Genomic DNA, 19,601 nt, shown 5'->3' on the forward strand with positions numbered 1-19,601 from the left:
ACGATATAGGTGGACAGCAGATTGTACTAGGTTCGACCTGCTTGGAAGATTACAGAAGAATGTACTGTTTGGGAACTCTACTGCAATGCCCTTACGGTGAATTACCCGAGTTAGATCTTACGAGCCTACCGAGCATGAAAGCTCTCCACCAAGCAACCGCAGATGCACTTTCAATAACGCGCAAGGCAGGCGAATTTTCTAACCACCCAATAATTACGCCGTACGATTCTTGGCACGCTTCTCGAGAAGTTGCCGAAACATATTAGAGGCATGTGGAAGACAGCTTGCAGACTTAGTCTGCTGTAAAAGAGAGGTCTCTTTCCTACGGACTGCATGACCACTTCCAGGTACTATCTTGTGCAACCATCCCTGGGCGATGGTTTCCATGTTCCAACTCCAGTCTTCGAATCCGATCTGGCTGCTCATTCGAGTATACCGATATGGAATCCGCTTCAAAAGAGAGCGCGGAGCAAAGCACAGCGCAGTCCAGTAATTTGTCACTGCGAGGGCTGCAGGCTCAAACTCAGGGTCTTCCATATCGATATGCAGGTAAAGATGAGGATTGCTCCCAAACAAGACACTCAGTTCAGGATGCCATATAATTGGTCGCGGATCCCCCTCCCCGGCCTTGAAAGCGGCAGACAGCCAAGTACTGCCCCATAGATCGTCTGCGTCGAGGAACGCAATCCACTTCCCTTGAGCGGCGGCGACTCCACTATTACGTGACAAGCCAAGATCACCGTGATCGACCGTAACCACGCGTGTATTCTTGGTCCTATGACAGAAGCTCTGCACCAGTTCCTCTGTAACCCTATCAGGTCTGTCGAGGACGATGACCGTCTCCACTTGAATTCCGTTGCGCTCGCTGTGCTCAATCGCCTGCCGTAGGCTCAGGAGCGTCGGCTGAGCGAGCAGGCCCTCGCGATGCCCGTTCACGATTGCGGTGATATCAAATGAATCCATCACGGTTCTCATGGAGCCAGAAAAGACGATGTTTCGGAAAGCTTGGTTGCATAGGCATCCCATGAGTGGAGGCGCTTGACGCGCTCAAGCATGCATTGGACCCGGCGCCTTGCCTCCTGCGGATTCGACCGGATTTCTACAAGTGCTCTGATGTAAGCGCTGGGATCCTTGTAATCTTTAATGAGCCACCCAGTGTCATCGTCAACAAGTTCAGCGATCCCACCAACGTGTGACGCAACGATAGGCACACCCAGCGAAGCGGCATTGATCAAGACTGTCGGAATGCCATCCCAGAGTGAGGTGTAGAGAAATGCTCCATACTCTTGCGTAGGGATCGCCTCGAATGATGGAAAGGATCCCTTCATTGATGAGTTTCCAGCAATTATTCCAGCTGAATTGAGATTTTTCTTATATTTCTCGTCTCCATCTCCGTAGATATCGAAGTGAAATTCCGGAGCAGCTGAGATAATTTCTATCAGGAGATCGACATTCTTCTGTCTTGCGAACCGACCAGCCCAGAAAACGGGGAGGCTCTCGCTACCTTCCTTGAGGGCGAACCCACGTGGCTGCGCAGAACTCAATGCAGGTTGCCGTAAAACCTCGATCCGATCCTGAAGTGAGGGCGGAACACCGTAATCCTCGATTAACTCCCGTGCGAATGTCTCGTTGTCGAAATAGATCTTTTTCGTGAATGGGAGGCAGGTCCTGAAATGTGTATCGGCATAGCCCGCGGCACGGCCGTCAGCGGTATAGTCCCGGCAAAAGAGCGAGGCATAGATGTCCGTCATCGTTGATAACGGAGATCCCGCTTTCCTTATTACGTCCCAACAGGCGAGACTGTTAACATTCAGTATGGCCCGTGGCTTCAGTGCCGTGATCAGCATTTGGACAAGGCGCGTACGATCAGTTGGCGACAGATCAGGCACAAGATCCGACAAGACCCGAACGTTGGTCGCTTCCGGTAGCCAGTCACGCGCCTCAATACGATCATGATCAGTAACAACAAGCAGAGTGTTGTCGGCTCCTTTTACCTGAATTGCTGCTCGAACCGCGTTCACCGCAGCGAGGTCCGCTCCCCCACGGGTCAACCATGGGACGAAAATCAGATAATCATACGGCCGTTCAAGGGTCTCAAAGAGTTTCTTCCACGCGGCGACATGTGAACCCCGTGGGATGCTTCGATTAACAAGTAACTGATCGATATCATTAAAGCAGCCAGCACCCGCGATATCCGGCTCAAATCTGACGACGTCCAGAACTGTTTGCTCAGCAGCCTGCTTCTGGCTCGGAGTGAGTACCGGTTCACGCTTTGGATTATCTTTGCTCGTCTCATGCCTGCTCGGCGCGGTATCCAGTCGAGCCTTACGAGATTGCTTTTTGGCTTCCGGAATAGGCGGAAGAATCGGAGTACCTCTTCGCAGGATCTTTCGACGAAGATGCCCCAGCAGCCAACGATATGTTGGCACTTGTCCCCTGTAGGGAGCGGTCTGGCGACGTTCTCTAGCAAGGCTTGCCTCGAGTTCGGAGACTTTTCTCCCGACAGCCCGTGCACCCTGCAGATCGGTCTTCAAACGCGCAATTTCATTATGCAAGCCCTCAGCATGGGCATTCACTTGCTCTGCTTCGGCCTTCAGGCGATCAATGACATCTAGGTAATGCTGCCTCTCCGTGGCTGCGTTTGACTCGAGGCGCATCCGCTCGGTCGATGCGGTCTCCTGCAGGTCGTATGCTTGCTTCGCCCTGTTATAAAGCACGCGCTCCACGGCAGCCGGGTTTTCCGAGATCTGATCAAATGCCGACAGGGCACTCGCACATCGCGTTGCCAGATCAAACAACTGCGTCATCTCTCTGAACACAAAATCAGGAGGAGCATCCAGGCTGCCGAATTGCAGACTCCAGTCAGTTTGGGCAGCTCTTTGAGCCATATCGAGGGCAGATCGCCACCATCGCTTGGCGCTCTCCCGATCCCCCCCAGCCTGATAAAGGACGCCTAGTCGGAAGGCTGCGTCAACCGTCTTGGTTCCAAGCAAAGGCGAATAGATCCAAAATGGCAGAGCAGCGCAACGCGAAAGGCTCAACTTAGCAGCCTGGTGGTCGCCTGCTCCCATCTCGAGCATACCTTGCACATACAGAAGCGAGATTGCCCAGCGGATTGCAATGGGGGAACTCGTCTCTGGATGCTCCAGCAAGGTGTATGGTGTAAAGCGCTCGATGAGATGTGAGAACTCGGCTTTTGGACGTCCATTTTCCAGCATCCGGTAAGCGATCACACATAGTGCTGCAGCTTCGTCGAAACCTCCCACAGCCGATTTCAGGACGCGATCCGCAATTTTCTCCAGCTCGATTGGGTCAGTCATGCGTGGCCCAATGGAAATCATGCTTCTTACGAGCCATGGATTCTTATATTGGCTTGGAAAGTCCAGCAATGCAGGCTTGGCCGCCACCGAAGCTGGGGGGAACATTCGCTCCTGGTAGTGCTGGTCTGCTTTGGCCAGTGGGTCACGCATCGCGAGCAGCAGGCACCATTCGCTGGTTTGCCTCGGCGCATCCTCAACTGCGAGCGATCGCCATTCCCGAGGCGCCACGCTCCACGCTTTATCAATCTTCTTTCTACTTGCACTTTGAACGAAGGCTCGCTCAAGCAGAAACTCCGCTCCAACCTCGCGAATCAGAGCATCCCAATCATAGAGCCTGAAATGGTGAGGGTTAGGGTCGACGCCAGTTTCATCACTCCAATCATGTGGGACGCTGACCATCAGCCGCCCGCCTGGAGCTAAAACACGGGCACATGCCTGCAAAAATGGGTCTGCATGTTCCAAATGCTCGAGAGTTTCAAAGCTGGCAATGAAATCTACTGAGCCCTCTGGAAGTTCGTTCAGAGCCTCTGGCAAATATCCCTTACGAAAGGTGATACCGCGATGTGGTGCCCCATACGCAAGGGACGCATACTCCACCGCGTAATCACTGGCATCGATACCGGCAACCTCGGACGCAAGTGAATTATGAGCTAAGATGTGTGTTCCGTATCCAAGACCACAGGCTGCATCCACGACACGATCACCCGGCCGAATGTATCGTGCAGCTTCGAAGTAGCGGATCATATGTGCGTCAGAGCGGCGACCTTGCTCCCGAGCCATATCCATATGGAGATCTCGCTCGGCAGCCAGCGCACTCAACGGATAGCGCTCGAGAACGGCTGCAGGCGGCTTTTCCATCACGATAGTGATATCGTCCGGCTCATTCTCCAGGCTCTCGTACGGGACAGCAACGTAGTAGCGAGGATGCTTGCGGAAGCCGACTTGGAGAAGCTGCTTTTCCCACCAAGCTCTATCCCGACTGATCGTCTGTGGCGATTGGGCAGAATCTATTTCCGTCGTGACGCGAATGTAGACAGATCGCTTCGCTACACGGAACAGCTCGCGAAGAGCGGCCGTTAAGTTCTCCGGAGCGATGGACTCGAGGCTATGAATTGCAGTCACGATGTCTATTGAACAATCAGGATTGCTCAATGAGAGCATGGATTCCTGACGTATCCGGCCGGGGCACTTGCGATCGGCAACAGTGACAGCAACTTCTGCTACATCAACGCCGGAAGCCGCGATGCCTTGGGCAGACAGTGCTGCAACAAGGTCGCCCATTCCGCAACCAACATCGAGCGCATTTCCCCATCCGCAAACCTTGAGGATCTCGCCAGCTAACTTATCGGCCGCCTGACGCGAGCTAGAGTCTAGATAGACCGATTTCTCCACATTTCGGCTATACATTTTCTGGCGCCCCATCTGTAAATACCGATCTGCACGCTAGCAGTTCGGGGTAGATCTGAGTGCGAAACCAAATTGTCCTAAGCTCAGGTCTCATTAGCCCTACACTCGGCATACTTGTGAGAGTCAATTGATCGACTTCTACATTCCGGCAGCGACTCGGAGCAAGTATTGACCGTACGTGCTCTTCGAGAGCTTTGTCCCAAGCGCCACCAGTTGATCCCGCTCAATCCACCCTGAGGTATAAGCGATTTCTTCCGGGCAAGCGATACGGAAACCTTGCCGTTTCTCAAGTGCACGCACAAACTCCGAGGCCTCAACGAGGCTGTCAGGGGTTCCAGTATCCAGCCAAGCGAAACCGCGCCCCATCAATTCAACCTGGAGCTGCCCCCTTTCCAGGTAAGCGCGATTGACATCGGTAATCTCAAGCTCGCCACGAACAGACGGTTTCAGATTCGCAGCGATATCAACAACATGATGATCGTAAAAATATAAACCCGTCACCGCCCAGTTCGAGCGGGGTTCCTTGGGCTTTTCCTCGATAGAGACCGCTCGGCCGTTGCTGTCGAACTCGACGACGCCGTAACGCTCGGGATCGGTGACATGGTATGCAAAGACCGAAGCACCAGCGGTCCGGCTTGCTGCAGACCTGAGGAGCTCCGTTAACCCATGTCCATAGTAGACGTTGTCGCCAAGGATCAAGACAGAAGGGCCGCCTGCGACAAAATCTGCTCCGATAATGTAAGCTTGGGCTAGGCCCTCTGGCTTGGGCTGCTCCGCGTACGACAATCGAAGCCCCCACTGCTCGCCTGTGCCCAAAAGCTGCCGGAAGCGCGGTAGATCGTCTGGAGTCGAGATGATGAGAATATCGCGGATACCGGCTAACATGAGCGTGGTCAGCGGATAGTAGATCATCGGCTTATCGTAGATGGGAAGCAACTGCTTAGACGTCACATACGTCATTGGATGCAGACGTGTTCCGCTACCACCGGCAAGAATGATGCCCTTCATCGTTTCATCTCCTTGGATCCGAGGGGCCAGACGAAGAGCCCTATGTCCAATCGTTGTATTATGCAAAGTAGATTGGCAATTCGGCGAGCATGGGCTGCTTCCTGTCTTTGTCTGACAAGATCGCATCGGCCGGTGCAACAGGCCAATCTATACCCAGCGATGGGTCGTTCCAGCGCAACCCGTGATCATGCGCAGCGGAGAAATAGGCAGAAACCTTGTAGACAATCTCCGTGTCAGGCTCGAGCGTGCAGAATCCGTGAGCGAATCCGACCGGCACGAGAAGCTGCCGTCCATTCTCGGCGGACAGCTCCACGGCAACATGCCTCCCGAATGTCGGCGATGACCTGCGAAGGTCGACCGCGACATCAAGAACCCGTCCACGGACAACCCGGATGAGCTTCGCCTGGGCAAATGGGTCGCTCTGGAAATGCAGGCCTCTGACTGTTCCGGCGAGTGCAGAGAGTGAATGGTTGTCCTGCACGAATTCCATATCAATCCCCGCTTCGACGAAGCGCTGTTTGTGATAGGTCTCGACAAAGAACCCGCGATTGTCACCAAAACGCTTTGGAGTGACAACTTTAACTTCACTTATAGCTGTCGGCTCGACAGTCAGCACACTAGATCCTCACCCTGCTCGTAAGGCACTGCTCATATTACCCTAACATTATCGGCACTCAGCCGAGATACGGTGTCATGTCGACCCTAAATGGCAATCCCGAGCCGCTCGCCCTGATAGACACCTGAGCGGACGCGCTCCCACCATTCCCGGTTGTCGAGGTACCAGGATACTGTCTTCCGCAAGCCAGTCTCAAAGGTCTCGGCAGGACGCCACCCGAGTTCTCGCTCGATCTTGCTTGCATCGATAGCATAGCGCAGGTCATGACCGGGGCGGTCGGCTACGTAGGAGATCAGCTTTTCCCGCGGCCCGATCGCATTGCTCGGCGCCATCTCGTCAACGAGCCGACAGATAGAGCGAACCACATCGATGTTCGTGCGCTCGTTGCAGCCGCCGATATTGTAGTTCTCGCCAACCCTGCCCTTTTCGGCCACGAGGATCAGCGCGTCGGCATGGTCATCTACATAGAGCCAATCGCGTACATTTTCGCCCTTGCCGTAAACTGGCAGGGGCTTTCCCTCGAGCGCGTTCAAGATCATGAGCGGAATGAGCTTCTCGGGGAAATGATAAGGACCGTAGTTATTCGAGCAGTTGGTGATCAGCGTCGGCAGGCCGTAGGTATGATGCCAAGCACGCACGAAATGGTCCGAGGCGGCCTTGGAGGCCGAGTAAGGCGAGTTGGGCTGGTAAGGGTATTCCTCGTGGAAGAAGCCTTCCTCCCCTAAGGAGCCGAAGACCTCGTCGGTCGAGATATGGTGGAAACGAAAGCTCTCCCGGCGCGGTGTATCCAGCTTTTGCCAGTAAGCCAGAGCCGCCTGTAACAACGTGAAGGTACCGACCACGTTCGTCTGGACAAACTCTCCTGGACCATCGATCGAACGATCAACATGGCTTTCGGCAGCGAGATGCATCATTACGTCCGGCTGGTACTCACCGATCACCGTCTGCATCTGCTGAGCATCTGTGATATCCGCCTTTACGAAACGGTAGCGATCGCTTCCTGCTACAGAGATAAGAGAATCGAGATTGCCGGCATAGGTAAGCTTGTCAATGACGAGAACCTGATGTGGCGAGCTCGAAATCAGCTTGCGTACAACCGCTGATCCGATGAAGCCGGCGCCACCGGTGACCAAAAATTTCTTCGCCATGACCCCTACTCTTTTTCGGTCCCAACCGGGACCAAGCATCACCGCCCGGTTGCGGCGCCTTGGTTCCCACATCTCGGGCAGGGTACTAGCCCATAATGGTAATATCGTCCACGGCTTCGAGCCGTTAGCCGGGCCTGAGTAGTCAATAAGTCACATTGAGAGATATTCTTCAATTTTAAGTAGAATTTACTATCATATTAAGCGCGGGATTTTACGTGTCAGAGAACATAGATTGTGGACACTCCTACAGTAGGCGCCCTCCACAGCCAAGAATATGTAGAGGCATCAATCCGCATTCTCAGGAAAGCAATTCTGGAGCTGGCGCTTCCAGTAATTGAGGGATTCAGAGCCCGAAGCGTGGTATTTTGACACCACACATAGACTCTAAGGATGTCTAAGTCGTTATAATATCCGTTGGATTCATCATCACCTGACTTATGCCTGCCCCTAGCGCTAGCCCCTGCCAGAGATGCGATTGGCAGGAATTTGCAGGAGAGCTACTTCCCCAAGACCGCCTCTCGCGATACTGCCCTTATTTGCAGCGAGAGCCAGACCGCGCGGAAAAGCTCATATCCGTTCTTGAGGAGAAACGCACAGTGCCGAGTGGGAGCGAGTACAGCAAAGGTTCAAAGGGCCACTGGAGAGCGTATCTGGCCAAGTTTATGGCCAAAGCGATACGAGTCGGGAAAGCTCATACTCCTCTGGAGAAGAGCCCCGGCACGCCAACCGGGCGCCAGTACAGCAAAGCTCTGCAAAGCCGCTGGCGAGCATACATGACGAAGTTTGCCGATAGAGACTTCGACAACAGTGTTGAAGGCCTAAGTGCGATTGTACAGGAATACAATTCCTTACAAGCAACGATGAGCACCCTTTCTGGGCAGTTGGCTGGTCACACCACAAGCCGCACAGACCTGCAACGTGCAGAGCATGCAAAGGCAATCTTGGCGGAACTCGACGTGAATCCTCGGATGAGCGAGAGCTTGGCAAATGTTATGCGGCCCACGTTCGGCTATTCTTACCGGACGCAACGCATGGCAGCATGGGCCATTTCTCAAGCGGCTCGCTTGAGTCCCGTCCGGTATTTGCCACAGAAGGATATCGGACGGCAGTTTAGCCAAGCGATCGGACTTCAGTTGCCCCGCATGTACCAGGAGGGCGCTCCTCATAATCTGATCGAGATACCAGAAGCCGCAGTCGTCAAGCCGCTCCGAGAGGATGGCGGGCGCGCTGTTCATGGGTTTAGAAGAACAGGAAGTGGCTTTTCCGACCTGTTCAATAATAAATCCTACAGCAGCATTGATGATGTCAGGCTCCATCTAAAAGAACACCTGGACATCAAGCGTGTTCGCCAAGATGCCTGGATCGTCGAAGAGATGATCGTGCCGGACAGTGGTAACCCCGCGGGATCATTTGATCTGAAGTTTTTCACGTTCTACGGACGAGTGGCCTACGTTCTTCAAGTGGCACGCTGGCGAGATGAAGGCGTCCAGAGGGTCATATTCGACCGTGACGGTAAGGCCGTCAATGCCAGCAAGTTCTACCCACGACCTGATACGGATGTTCTTCCAGCGTTTACACCAGCGGACATCAAAGTCGCTGAACAGGTGAGCCTTGAAATCCCTTGGCCTGGAGCACGGATCGACTTCCTGACCTCATCCAGAGGGATGATCTTCGGTGAGTTTACATTCAATCCTGGTGCCTACGGCGGCTTCTACAAAGAGTCCGACAGTTTTCTTGGCCGCGAATGGGCCCATGCTGCAGGCCGGTTGTATGATGACCTTATGGCCGGGAAAGAGTTCCGCGCCTACAAGGAGCTTCTAAAATCGCTGGGCAATACCTAGGCTATTTAGTCGATTGGACCCCGATGGCTGTATCAGCGGATTGTCATCGGTTAGCTTTTGCTGATTGGAAGTAGCGCCTAGCCTCGGTGCGCATCCGCTTCAGCAGAGGATGCTCCTCAACCTGACGGTAGGCAGCAAGGATCACATCGGCACCATAGAGTTCCCGCAGGCGTTTCCAGGCTTCAGCCATGTGAACTGCGCGCTTTTCCTCGTCGATACTTCTGGACTTACGATGATAGACGAAGGTGTTAGTCGCAATGGCCAACTCGAATCCTGCGGCTGCAGCCCGGAAACAGTAATCGTTCTCTTCGCCATAAAAGAGCTTGAAGTTCTCCTCATCGAAAAAACCGATGCTATCGATGACAGCTTTTTTCACCCCGAAGCAGAAGCCATGAACCAAGGGCACGCGAGGCATAAGATCGGCGGCACTCCAGGTCTCACAGGCAGAGTCGAGATCCAGCGGTGTTGCACCGTCCGGCAAAGCGTTGACGGCAGTATTCTTTCCGGTGCTCTTAGTATCAGGGATCGATTGGGCACCGGCAGCGTTCGAGAGCGGCCCCACGACCCCTACTCGCTCGCTCCGCCTGGCTAGGTCAAGAAGTTTGAGCGCCCAAGTCGGGCTCACAATCGTGTCGCTATTCAGAAGGATGCGGAAGTCTGCGGTTCCAGCGGCTAGGCCTCGGTTGGCTGAGCGCGTGTATCCTAGGTTCTCATCGTTCTCGAGGATAGAAACTTGCTCTCGGCTCTCTGCAAATTCACGCAGATAGAAGGTTGTCTCCTCGTTAGAGCGATCATTGACAAGAATAATCCTGTGGCTGGGCATCAAACTTGTCCATGCCGCCTCTAGACAGAGACGAACATCTTCCAGCGCATTGTGAACACAGATCACGATGTCGATTGGGACATCCGACAACAGGGCAAGCCTCTCGTCCTTAACCTCTGCGAAGCTTGGTCCTGCAGACGGATTGGTGAAGCTGCCGTGCTTCAACAGCTCATCAGGTATCGTCAAGGCCCGTGCGAAGCTGTGACGGAAATATAGAAAATCTTCATGATCCCGAACCGAAACCCCTTTTGGGAGTAGCGGAGCAATGTGAAGATTGGGGATTTGGTAAGTGACCCAAGCCAAGCCAAGTTGGTCCCGACGGCTGAACCGCTCGATCTGCTGCCACCAGAGATGAAGAGCGTCCGCAGTCTCCTGCCTCTTGAGAGGAACAACCATGAAGCCAGTCTCGAACAGTGGCTGCTTCAGCGGTAGACCGGCCCTCCGGTACGCGTCGACCTGTTTGTCAATCAGCTTCGCAGCATCTTTCCTCAGACGCATGCAAGCCTCAGCCTCATCATAGAAGCAGGATCGGTGCGGGTGCGAGATTAGACCGAGATTGGCCTCCTGCTGTTCGACCATTTGAATATAGCGATGGATATCACCCTTCAGGATGATGTTGGCGTCCAACCAAACAGCGACTTCATGGTCTTGGAACAGCTCGTGTGGGTGCGTCTTGACCCAGCGTGCAATCCTCGTCGGATCAGGATGATAATAGGGCACTGATCGCATCTGCCAGATGCCGTAATCGTTTCGCGGGCGGTCCGTGAAGCATACGTAATCGACCTCCGGATCGATCAAATCCGGGAGAAGCAGGTTGTCATACTCACCAAAGATGGCCGTGTATAAGACGATCTTTCTCTTCAAAGACGCATGAGAGAGATAGGCGGCAATCTGCTCATCGAGATCGGGCCTGATCGGCCATCGGTTGTCAAACAGCGCCTGGGTCGTCCTCTTCGGCAGAGCTGTCATCAGGAAGTCTTTTGCTCGATCAATGGTCCGCTGTATGCCCGCAGCGAGGTCTGGAAAGCTCCGTGCCGAGGCGCGCAGGGGGCGAGTCAGGACCCAGGACAAAGAGCCTTGGAGATTGTTGATCTCGGTTTGTAACGCCCGAACTGTGACCTGCAGCTTCGCAATTTCCTCCTGTTGCTCTTGAATTTGCTCCTTCAGAGAAACAGCATCGGCATCGATATTTGGACTGGCCTGTGAGGTATGGCGAAGCGGAGCATCCCGAGTCATAGGTTCATGTCCCCGCTCAGGATCTGCTGACTAGGTTCCGAAGGGAACGAGACCGATGCGTCTGTAAGTGGCGGAATGCCTGCTTCGCTTTCATATTCGCCTCGCCTCTCTCAGGAAGAACGTTTCTCCCGCTACTTGCCGTCGGTTCCGGTGGAAGCCGCATAGGTGTCAATGACCTCGTCGATAGGCCCGAATGCCTTCGCTCGGCCATGCTCCAGCAAAAGGGCCTTGTTGCAGAGGTCCCGCAACACCTTGTTGGAATGGGAAGCCAAGACGAGGAGTTTGGAATCCCTTGCAAAGCTTTCCAGTTTTTCGTTGGCCTTCTTGAAGAAACGGGCGTCACCTGTTGCAACGACCTCGTCCAACAGCAGAATATCCGTCTCAACGTGAGTGGATATTGCGAAAGCGAGGCGTGCTCGCATGCCGGACGAATAAGTACGCATAGGCAGATCGAGAAAATCTCCAAGCTCGCTAAACTCAGCGATAGCGTCTGCCTTCTTCTTCAACTCGGCTTTGCTCATGCCTAGAAAGAGGCCGCGGATAAAGATGTTGTCGTAGCCGGTCGAATCCATGTCCATGCCGAAGCTGAGATTCAGCAACGGCGCAACCCTTCCCTGAACAGTCACGCGCCCATGTGTAGGAGCATAGAGTTTCGCCATGACACGCAACAATGTGCTCTTGCCTGCTCCATTGTGCCCTAAGAGAGCTAGGCGATCACCCGGCCCAAGGGTTAGTGACAGCTGATCAAGGGCTCGCACCACCATGTTGCCGGATGGCCCGGCAGACAGTTGTCCACCAATAGGTTTCTCAGAAGACGATGACCGTCTTCTCTCAGACACTGAGGCTTGAACCGGAAATTCCAGCGTTATATTTTCGAGCTTTATCAGAGCCATTGTCTGACCTCAGACCCAGAACGCGATCCGCCGGCGCCAATGGGCATAGACCGGCACGGCAATACTCCAACCAACAACTGTAATTCCCAAGGTAACGGCCCAGATCAAAGCACTCGGCGCCCTCCCTAGAAGGGGAGCACGCAAAAGCTCAATGAAGTAATAGAAGGGATTGAAGTCGACGAAGATCCTGCGGATTCCCGTGGCATCCTCGGGAAACCACAGAATCGGTGTTATGAAGAATGCCAACCGCATGGCGTTCGGCACCAACTGCCCTAAATCCCTGTAGCGCACATTGATAAGACCCATCAGAAGGGCGGCCCAGATCCCATTCAACAACACGATCACCAAGCCCGGCAAAATCAGAAAAATATTCGGGAATGGTGAAAGTCCGAAGATGGCAAGAACCCCAATGTAGACAAGGGAGTTAAACCCAAGAATGGTAAGGTTCTTCCAGAGAAGCTTGTAGATATAGACTGTCTTTGGAACAGCAATTTCTCGGATTGCGGACGCATTGCCCACAAAGGCATCCTTGCCCTCGAGCACAAGCGACTGGAGGAAAATCCATATCATATAGCCTGTAACCAGATGCGGGATATACTCATGTGCTGGCCGCGACATGATCCCGCCGTACAGGGTGCCGATGCAAGTGGCGACAAAGGCTAGGCTCAACGTATTCCAGAAGGGCCCAATATTTGAGCGGCGATGGCGGGTTCGCACATCGCGCCATCCCAGCGTCATCCACAGTTCACGCCAGCGCCAGCCATCGCGAACCTCACCAAGCACCTCTAACAATTTCGAACCGTCGGTTCTCAACTTCTCTTCCTTGATCCAATGAGTGGTGCTTGCAATGTCAGTTCAGGACATCAAGTGCCCCTCATGCAAGCGGCTCCCTTGCAGATGAGGAGAGACCATCCAGCCTCTGAGATGAAGTCACATTCGTAGTTAAGCCTTCACCACGTTTTTACGTGCTCCGAGATACCGCCCACGCGTATCGACGATAAGCTTCGCGTGCTGCTCGATGGCGTCGTAATCGAACCTGTCATGATCTGTCGCCAGAAGCACCAAATCATAGCCGGCCAGCGTCTCTGGCGTCAGTTCCACACTCTCAAGATCGAACGAGTAGCGGCGCATTTTCGGAAAGCTCGGGACATGCGGATCGCTGTAGGCGATTTCCGCTCCCTTTGCCTGAAGCAGAGTCATCAACTCGACGGACGGAGACTCTCGCATGTCGTCGACGTTCTTCTTATAAGCGATGCCGAGCACAAGGATCTTGCTGCCTCGAATCGGCTTCTCACGCTCGTTTAGAGCGTCAGTCACCTTCTCAATGACCCATTCGGGCATCGTGCTGTTGATCTCACCCGCCAGCTCGATAAAGCGCGTATGGAGGCCATACTCACGCGCCTTCCAGGTCAGGTAGAACGGGTCGATGGGAATACAGTGTCCACCGAGGCCGGGACCCGGATAGTAGGGCACGAAGCCGAACGGCTTGGTTGCCGCTGCACGGATCACTTCGTGGATATCGATGCCCATACGGTCGGCGATGATCTTCATCTCGTTGACGAGACCGATATTGACGGCGCGGTGGATGTTCTCGAGGAGCTTCGTCAACTCCGCGGCTTGGGTCGAGCTGACAGGCACGACGGTGTTGATCACCTGACCATAAAGGGCAAGACCGACCTCAAGGCATGATGGCGTGCTGCCGCCACAGACCTTCGGAATCGTATGAGTGGTGAACTTCGCATTGCCGGGGTCTTCACGTTCCGGCGAGAAGACAAGGAAAGCATCCTCGCCAATCGTGAAGCCGGCCTTCTCAAGCCTTGGGCGCAACTCCTCTTCGGTCGTGCCAGGATAGGTTGTGCTCTCCAGGGACATGACTTGGCCGCCTCGCATGTGCGGCACGAGGGCATCCACCGTGTTCAGAACGAAGCTGAGATCTGGCTCGCGGTATTTGTTCAGGGGGGTCGGAACACACAGGATCAAGGCGTCCACGTCACGGGCGCGGGCGAGATCGGCTGTCGGCTCGAACCCGCTCGTGATGGCCTTCGCAATGCCCTCGGAGCCGATATGTTCGATGTAAGTTTCACCCCGCATGAGGGCGTCGACCTTCTCCTGGTCGATATCGAAGCCGACGACCTTATAACCGACCTCGGAGTACCGGAGGGACAGCGGCAACCCGACATAGCCCAACCCGACGATGCCAATCACAGCGGTCTTATCGTTCAGTTTTTTCAGCAACGTGTCTTTGTGCATCGAAAATCCCGGCTTCAAGCTCGTAGGGTGGAGCGGTCCTTCTATAAGGGCATTGATCCAGACCGCATACCTCCGGAAAGCGCCATAGTGCCGCGCCTGCCGCTAGGGAAAGCGCAGCCAGCCCCCAAGCCTGACCGGAGTCCTTCGGCGCCGCTATACCTCTTTGGACTTTCCCCAGCAACCCTAACCCAAAACCCAGGACAGTCTTTCCTAAACCCCCGGTTGAAAGCTGCCACCCTATCTGTGAGGGCGCCCAGGGGTTAGCCATCCTTGCCGCGCCTCGGGGATCTCTTTACTAAAGCGGATCAGACTCCGGAGATCATGGATGCATGTCTTAGCCGTTGCGGTCACGTACAATCCAGACATCGACCTGCTGGCCCGGGTTCTGGAATCCGTCGCCCCCCAGGTTCAGGGGCTTGTCGTGGTCGACAATGGCTCAGCGAATGCAGAGGACGTGCGGCGCCTGACGTTAGCGTCATCTGCGCAGTTCATTGATATTCAACACAATTCAGGAATAGCCGCAGCACAAAACCGGGGTCTTGCTTTAGCAAAGGAGCGTGGCTTCGGCCACATTCTGCTGCTTGACCAGGACACAATTCTCGCACCTAAGACAGTCAGTGACTTAGCCGAGAACCTTAAGGCCCTGGAAGCCGAGCAAGGCGGAGTGGCTGCCATTGGGCCGGCCTATTACGAGCTCAACAGCCAGCAGCAGACCAGGGCTTATCAGACCAATGGTCTCCGGCTGTACCGGATCTCCCTAGAGGGAGAAAAGCATCCCGTAGCCAGCGACTTCATCATCGCCTCTGCCTCTCTGATCCCATTGACGGTTTTGGAGAAGGTGGGCGGATTCAGGGAGGATCTATTTATCGACCTTGTCGATGTAGAATGGTGCTTCCGGGCGCGTGCTGCTGGATACCGGAGCTTTCTGTCCCCTACAGCCGTGGTCGACCACCGTCTCGGCAGTGGAACCGTCAGGCTTGGCCCACGCCGAGTGGCGGTCCATGTTCCAGTACGGAACTACTACTGGGTCAGGAACGCCCTCTGGCTCGCGCGCCAGCCTTATACACCACTCGCTTGGCGGCTTTATTTCCTCAGCCGATGCTTGGGCTTTTTGGGAACCTACACGACCTTTGCCGACAGAAAGGCCCAAAGGTTGCGTTTGATGACCCGCGGAATTCGCGACGGCTTGGCAAGTCGGCTCGGCCCTTTGGATCCATAAGACCTTAAGCCTCAGCTCACTTGTCGCCCCGCCTGAGCCAGCCCCCATTCCAGCAGAGTGTCGGCACGCTCGTGCGTCCGCGCCTCGACATAAACCCGGAGTTCCGGGGCGTTGCCTGAGGCGCGGAAATGGACGACCTCCCCGTTTTTGGCAGACAGGCGCACGCCGTCCTGCCCGTCGATTGCCGCAACGCCGCCCAGCGGCTTCATCAGATCCTCGCGAAAAGCCTCGTCCTGCTCAAGCCGCTTTAGAAACCCAGCGCTCCTCTCACTCGGAACGTTCTTGAGGCGGTTGCTTGCCGCGGCCTTGAAGGAGAAAGCGGCTCCCATCTCGGCCACAGATCCACGTTCCGCCTTGGCCGCGCCAAGCACGCACAGGATCGGCAGCATCGCGTCCCGGGTGGGAAGGGCTGCAAGCCGGCGCCCCTCCCGGATGATATCGGAGCCGAGGAGCACGCCGCCATTGGCCTCGAACCCCACGACCGCCCTGGCCCCGGCGCTCGTCGCCTCGGTCATGCCAGCGATGACGTAGGGTGAGCCGACCCTGGTGCGAATCACCTGCCTGAAGGCACCGGAGGCCTCCAATGCGGAGTTGGAGGTCACCGGGGTGACGATCACGTCCGATCCCAGATACTTGGCTGTGATGGCGCCCACCAGATCGCCCCGCAAAAAGGAGCCGGTGGCATCGGAGATCAGAGGCCGGTCCGCATCCCCATCGGTGGACACGATGGCATCGAGCCGCTGCTCCCCGGCCCATTGCCGGGCCAGGACCTCATCCTCCTCCCGCAGAGCCTCGGTGTCGACCGGGATGAAGTTCGTAGCCCGTCCGAGCGGCACGGCCTGGGCACCGAGGCTCCCGAGCATCTGGACGATGACGTCCCGGGCGACGGAGGAATGCTGATACACGCCCACCGTCAGCCCTGAGAGAGCGCCTGCTCCGAAAAAGTCGCGGTAGCGCTCCTGATAGGCTGCGATCAGGTCGATTTCGGATGTCTTCGCCTGGAATGTGCGGGCGCTCTCCGGCACCGAGATGATGTTCAGACTGCGATGCCAGTCCAGAATGGCGGCTTCATCCTTTTTGTCGATCTCGCCCTCTGCCCGGTAGAACTTCAGTCCGTTGCGATCCTCCGGGATGTGGCTTCCGGTCACCATGATCGCCGGGATGCCGAAGCGCATGCCGTGGTAGGCAAGCGCCGGTGTTGGAAGAGCCCCGCAATCGAGCGGCGTGAGTCCGGCGTCCTTCAGGGCAGCGCAGCAGAGCCTGGCGATGCCGGGGCTGCTTTCCCGCAGGTCCCGTCCGACCAGGACCCGGTTTCCGGAGGCGGCTGCCGAGCCATCCTCCTTCAGCATCTCGGCGAAAGCCCGGGTGTAAGCGAAGGCGGGCACGCCGTTCAGTTCCACAACAAGCCCTCGCAGGCCGCTCGTCCCAAACTTCAGGGAAGAAGAGGCCACTGTCGGAATGAAGTCCATGCCAAATGCCTTTGCGTTCTCTTGCGTGTCCAGCCGTTTCGAGGCCGGCTTTCGCGGGAGGACAGGATTTGATTGAGTTTCGGCTTGCCTAGGCTGAAGTCAACGCATCCACTCGGCGCGCACCCGTCCTCCTCTTGGGGTGGCCTCCAATTCGGATTACCACAAAAGGCAGCACCGAGCGGCGTTCAGGCCCATCCCCTCTAACGCGCAGCAATCGACTCCCATGCGGCAGATTCCGCTGATTGCCGGATGGCATCCAGGATCCGCATGTTCATGAGCGCATCCTCCAAACCGTACTCCAGAGACGCCTCCCCTCGGATTGCACGGCTGAAAGCAGCACCCTGCTGCTCGTACTGGTCTACGACCGGAAACTCGACGGCTTTCTCAGACAGCCCGCCATGAGCGCTTCCGTCATCGACAGAGATCCGGGTCGGCCTGTCCGGAGGGGCATTGAAAGGAACTTCGATTTCGATCCGCCCTTTGGTGCCAAGCATTTGAATCCGCTGGAACGGCACCGATTGCGTCGAGACCGTGAATGTCAGCTGTCGGCCCTTGCCAAAGTCCAGGAGAGCGCTCGTGGTGCGATCCACCCGGTAGGTCGGATCACGATCGACGAGCGCAATCGTTCGGATTGGCTCGGCGTCGAAGAAATACCGCCCGGCCACAACCGCATAGCAGCCGATGTCTAGAAGCCCTCCCCCGCCGATATCCGCTTTGTTGCGGATGTTGTCCGGTTCCACGTTGAAGTAAGAGAAGATAACCTGGATGGAGCGCAGCTCTCCGATGTCTCCGGCTCGAATGATCTCACGGGCACGCTGCCATTGCGGATGGTGGCGGACCATGAAGGCCTCAGCGACCAGTACCTGTGATGGAACCTGTTTCAACGCCTCCGCTTCGTCAGCCGTAATGGCAATCGGTTTCTCGCACAGCACGTGCTTGCCGGCAGCGGCGGCGGCTAACGTCATCGGAACATGCAGGTGGTTGGGCAGCGGATTGTAGATGGCTTCGATGTCAGGATCGGCAAGCAGCGCCTCGTATGAGCCGTATGCTTTCCCGATTCCGAGTTCCGAAGCCATCTCACGGGCAGTGTTTTCGCTTCTTGAGGCAACGGCGACCACCTGGCAGAGAGGGCTCTTCATCATGCCGGGAACGACTTTCGTCCGGCCGATCCTGGCCGTGCTCAAGATGCCCCAACGGACCGGCTGCATGGTTCTCTCCTCAGGTTTGATGATTCATGTTTGCATCGGGATTTCTAGAGCGCCGACCGGCGCAGAGACTTGTAATCTTTGTGCAGAACAGGCCCGGTCGTCTCGCGCTCCAGGAGGGTCAGAGGCAGCCGAATATTCCAGTCCTCAGGCCTCATCTCGCGGTGGATCAGCCTCAGAAGAACATCGGCCCCGACGCGTCCTAGCTCATGCAGCGGCTGCCGGAATGTGGTGAGGGTGGGCTCCGTGTAATCGGCAAACTCGATTCCGTCGAAGCCGATGACGGAGACATCCTGCGGAACACGGACGCGTTCTGCGCGAACACGCTTGATGAACCCGATCGCACTTTCGTCGCAGGCTGCAAAGATGGCTGTGGGGCGATCCTTCATCTGTAGGAAGGCCTCAGCCGCCGCTACACCGGTCGAGAAAACGAAAGGCCCTTCCCAACGTACGAAATCGCCCTGGGTGAAACCGGCCGCGGCGATCCCCTCCTGAAATCCGGCGAAGCGCTCCACCTCGATGATGGAACTGAGGGTCCCTGAGATATAGCCGAACCTGCGGTGCCCCAGGCGAGCAAGATATTCCACAGCCTGCCGGGTGGCCTCACGATCCTGAACGACAACATTGGGGATGCCGTCCTCATGAATGGCAGCGCACAGGGCAACGATGGGAAGGCCCGATTCCCGCATGTTGCGCGTATCATTCTCCGGGATGTACCCGGTCAGCAGGAGAACCCCGTCCACTTGGCGGGACAGGGCCAGATCGACATAGCGGGCCTCGCGCTCCCGCCGGTTGTCGAGATTGCCGATGATGATGCCATAGCCCGATTGCGTCAGCTCGTCGTCGACCCCGCGGAGGATCTCGGCAAAGACCGGGTTGGTCAACCTTGGGGCGATCACCAGCACGTTCATGGTGCGGCGCATGCGCAGCTTCTGTGCAGTGCTGTTGGGAATGTAGCCGCTGCGCCGCACCGCCTCCATCACGAGATCGTGAGTTTTTTTCCGCACCTTTTCCGGATCGGACAGGACCCGGCTGACGGTTGCCGTGGACACCCCTGCAAGTCGAGCAACGTCGGCAATGCGTATCTCCTTCACGGCCCGCCATCTTTTCCGACTCATGCAGGTTACCCCCCGGCTTCAGGCAATATATGTTACCATCTATCAGGG

The 19,601-nt window shown here is 56.0% G+C and carries 14 protein-coding genes; 2 read left to right on the top strand and 12 right to left on the bottom strand.

Annotated features, from left to right (window positions below; translation table 11 throughout):
- Window positions 1-213: 213 nt before the first annotated feature.
- The 5 genes from FHR70_RS08780 to rfbB all read right to left on the bottom strand — a co-directional run bounded on the left by FHR70_RS08780 (window position 214) and on the right by rfbB (window position 7,499).
- On the bottom strand, window positions 214-963 hold the full coding sequence (locus FHR70_RS08780) for a glycosyltransferase family 2 protein (protein ID WP_183449203.1): 750 nt from the start codon (window positions 961-963) through the stop codon (window positions 214-216).
- A gap of 8 nt (window positions 964-971) precedes the next feature.
- Window positions 972-4,742, bottom strand: a complete 3,771-nt coding sequence (locus FHR70_RS08785) for a methyltransferase domain-containing protein (protein ID WP_183449205.1) — start codon at window positions 4,740-4,742, stop codon at window positions 972-974.
- Window positions 4,743-4,865: 123 nt separating this feature from the next.
- Window positions 4,866-5,735, bottom strand: a complete 870-nt coding sequence (gene rfbA, locus FHR70_RS08790; protein WP_183449207.1) for a glucose-1-phosphate thymidylyltransferase RfbA — start codon at window positions 5,733-5,735, stop codon at window positions 4,866-4,868.
- Window positions 5,736-5,793: 58 nt separating this feature from the next.
- Window positions 5,794-6,351: a dTDP-4-dehydrorhamnose 3,5-epimerase gene (gene rfbC, locus FHR70_RS08795; protein WP_183449209.1), complete on the bottom strand. Its 558-nt coding sequence runs from the start codon at window positions 6,349-6,351 to the stop codon at window positions 5,794-5,796.
- An 86-nt stretch (window positions 6,352-6,437) separates the two neighbouring features.
- Window positions 6,438-7,499 carry a dTDP-glucose 4,6-dehydratase gene (rfbB, locus tag FHR70_RS08800; RefSeq protein ID WP_183450172.1) on the bottom strand — a complete coding sequence of 354 codons (1,062 nt, stop codon included), beginning with the start codon at window positions 7,497-7,499 and terminating at the stop codon, window positions 6,438-6,440.
- A gap of 773 nt (window positions 7,500-8,272) precedes the next feature.
- Between rfbB and FHR70_RS08805 the strand changes: the two genes are divergently transcribed.
- Window positions 8,273-9,340: an ATP-grasp fold amidoligase family protein gene (locus FHR70_RS08805; RefSeq protein ID WP_183449211.1), complete on the top strand. Its 1,068-nt coding sequence runs from the start codon at window positions 8,273-8,275 to the stop codon at window positions 9,338-9,340.
- Between the two features lie 43 nt (window positions 9,341-9,383).
- Here the strand turns inward: FHR70_RS08805 and FHR70_RS08810 are convergent, their stop codons facing one another.
- The 4 genes from FHR70_RS08810 to FHR70_RS08825 form a co-directional block, all read right to left on the bottom strand.
- Window positions 9,384-11,399 carry a glycosyltransferase gene (locus FHR70_RS08810; RefSeq protein ID WP_183449213.1) on the bottom strand — a complete coding sequence of 672 codons (2,016 nt, stop codon included), beginning with the start codon at window positions 11,397-11,399 and terminating at the stop codon, window positions 9,384-9,386.
- Window positions 11,400-11,530: 131 nt separating this feature from the next.
- Window positions 11,531-12,292 (bottom strand): ATP-binding cassette domain-containing protein, encoded by a 762-nt coding sequence (locus tag FHR70_RS08815; protein ID WP_183449215.1) that lies wholly within the window; start codon window positions 12,290-12,292, stop codon window positions 11,531-11,533.
- A 9-nt stretch (window positions 12,293-12,301) separates the two neighbouring features.
- Complete coding sequence (locus FHR70_RS08820; protein WP_183449216.1) at window positions 12,302-13,105, bottom strand: ABC transporter permease; 804 nt, start codon at window positions 13,103-13,105, stop codon at window positions 12,302-12,304.
- Window positions 13,106-13,234: 129 nt separating this feature from the next.
- The gene (locus tag FHR70_RS08825; RefSeq protein ID WP_183449218.1) at window positions 13,235-14,542 is read right to left on the bottom strand and encodes a nucleotide sugar dehydrogenase; all 1,308 of its coding nucleotides are present in this window, start codon (window positions 14,540-14,542) and stop codon (window positions 13,235-13,237) included.
- A 325-nt stretch (window positions 14,543-14,867) separates the two neighbouring features.
- Between FHR70_RS08825 and FHR70_RS08830 the strand changes: the two genes are divergently transcribed.
- Window positions 14,868-15,761 (top strand): glycosyltransferase family 2 protein, encoded by an 894-nt coding sequence (locus FHR70_RS08830; protein ID WP_183449220.1) that lies wholly within the window; start codon window positions 14,868-14,870, stop codon window positions 15,759-15,761.
- Between the two features lie 11 nt (window positions 15,762-15,772).
- Here FHR70_RS08830 and FHR70_RS08835 read toward each other — a convergent pair whose 3' ends face one another.
- From FHR70_RS08835 to FHR70_RS08845, 3 genes are all read right to left on the bottom strand, one after another.
- On the bottom strand, window positions 15,773-17,212 hold the full coding sequence (locus FHR70_RS08835) for a phosphomannomutase (RefSeq protein ID WP_183450174.1): 1,440 nt from the start codon (window positions 17,210-17,212) through the stop codon (window positions 15,773-15,775).
- A gap of 218 nt (window positions 17,213-17,430) precedes the next feature.
- The gene (locus FHR70_RS08840; RefSeq protein WP_183449222.1) at window positions 17,431-18,438 is read right to left on the bottom strand and encodes a Gfo/Idh/MocA family protein; all 1,008 of its coding nucleotides are present in this window, start codon (window positions 18,436-18,438) and stop codon (window positions 17,431-17,433) included.
- Window positions 18,439-18,482: 44 nt separating this feature from the next.
- Window positions 18,483-19,529, bottom strand: coding sequence for a substrate-binding domain-containing protein (locus FHR70_RS08845; protein ID WP_183449224.1), 1,047 nt, complete (start codon window positions 19,527-19,529; stop codon window positions 18,483-18,485).
- Window positions 19,530-19,601: the final 72 nt, after the last annotated feature.

Origin of the sequence: Microvirga lupini, from assembly GCF_014191055.1 — a bacterium.
GTDB classification, from domain to species: Bacteria; Pseudomonadota; Alphaproteobacteria; order Rhizobiales; family Beijerinckiaceae; genus Microvirga; species Microvirga lupini_A.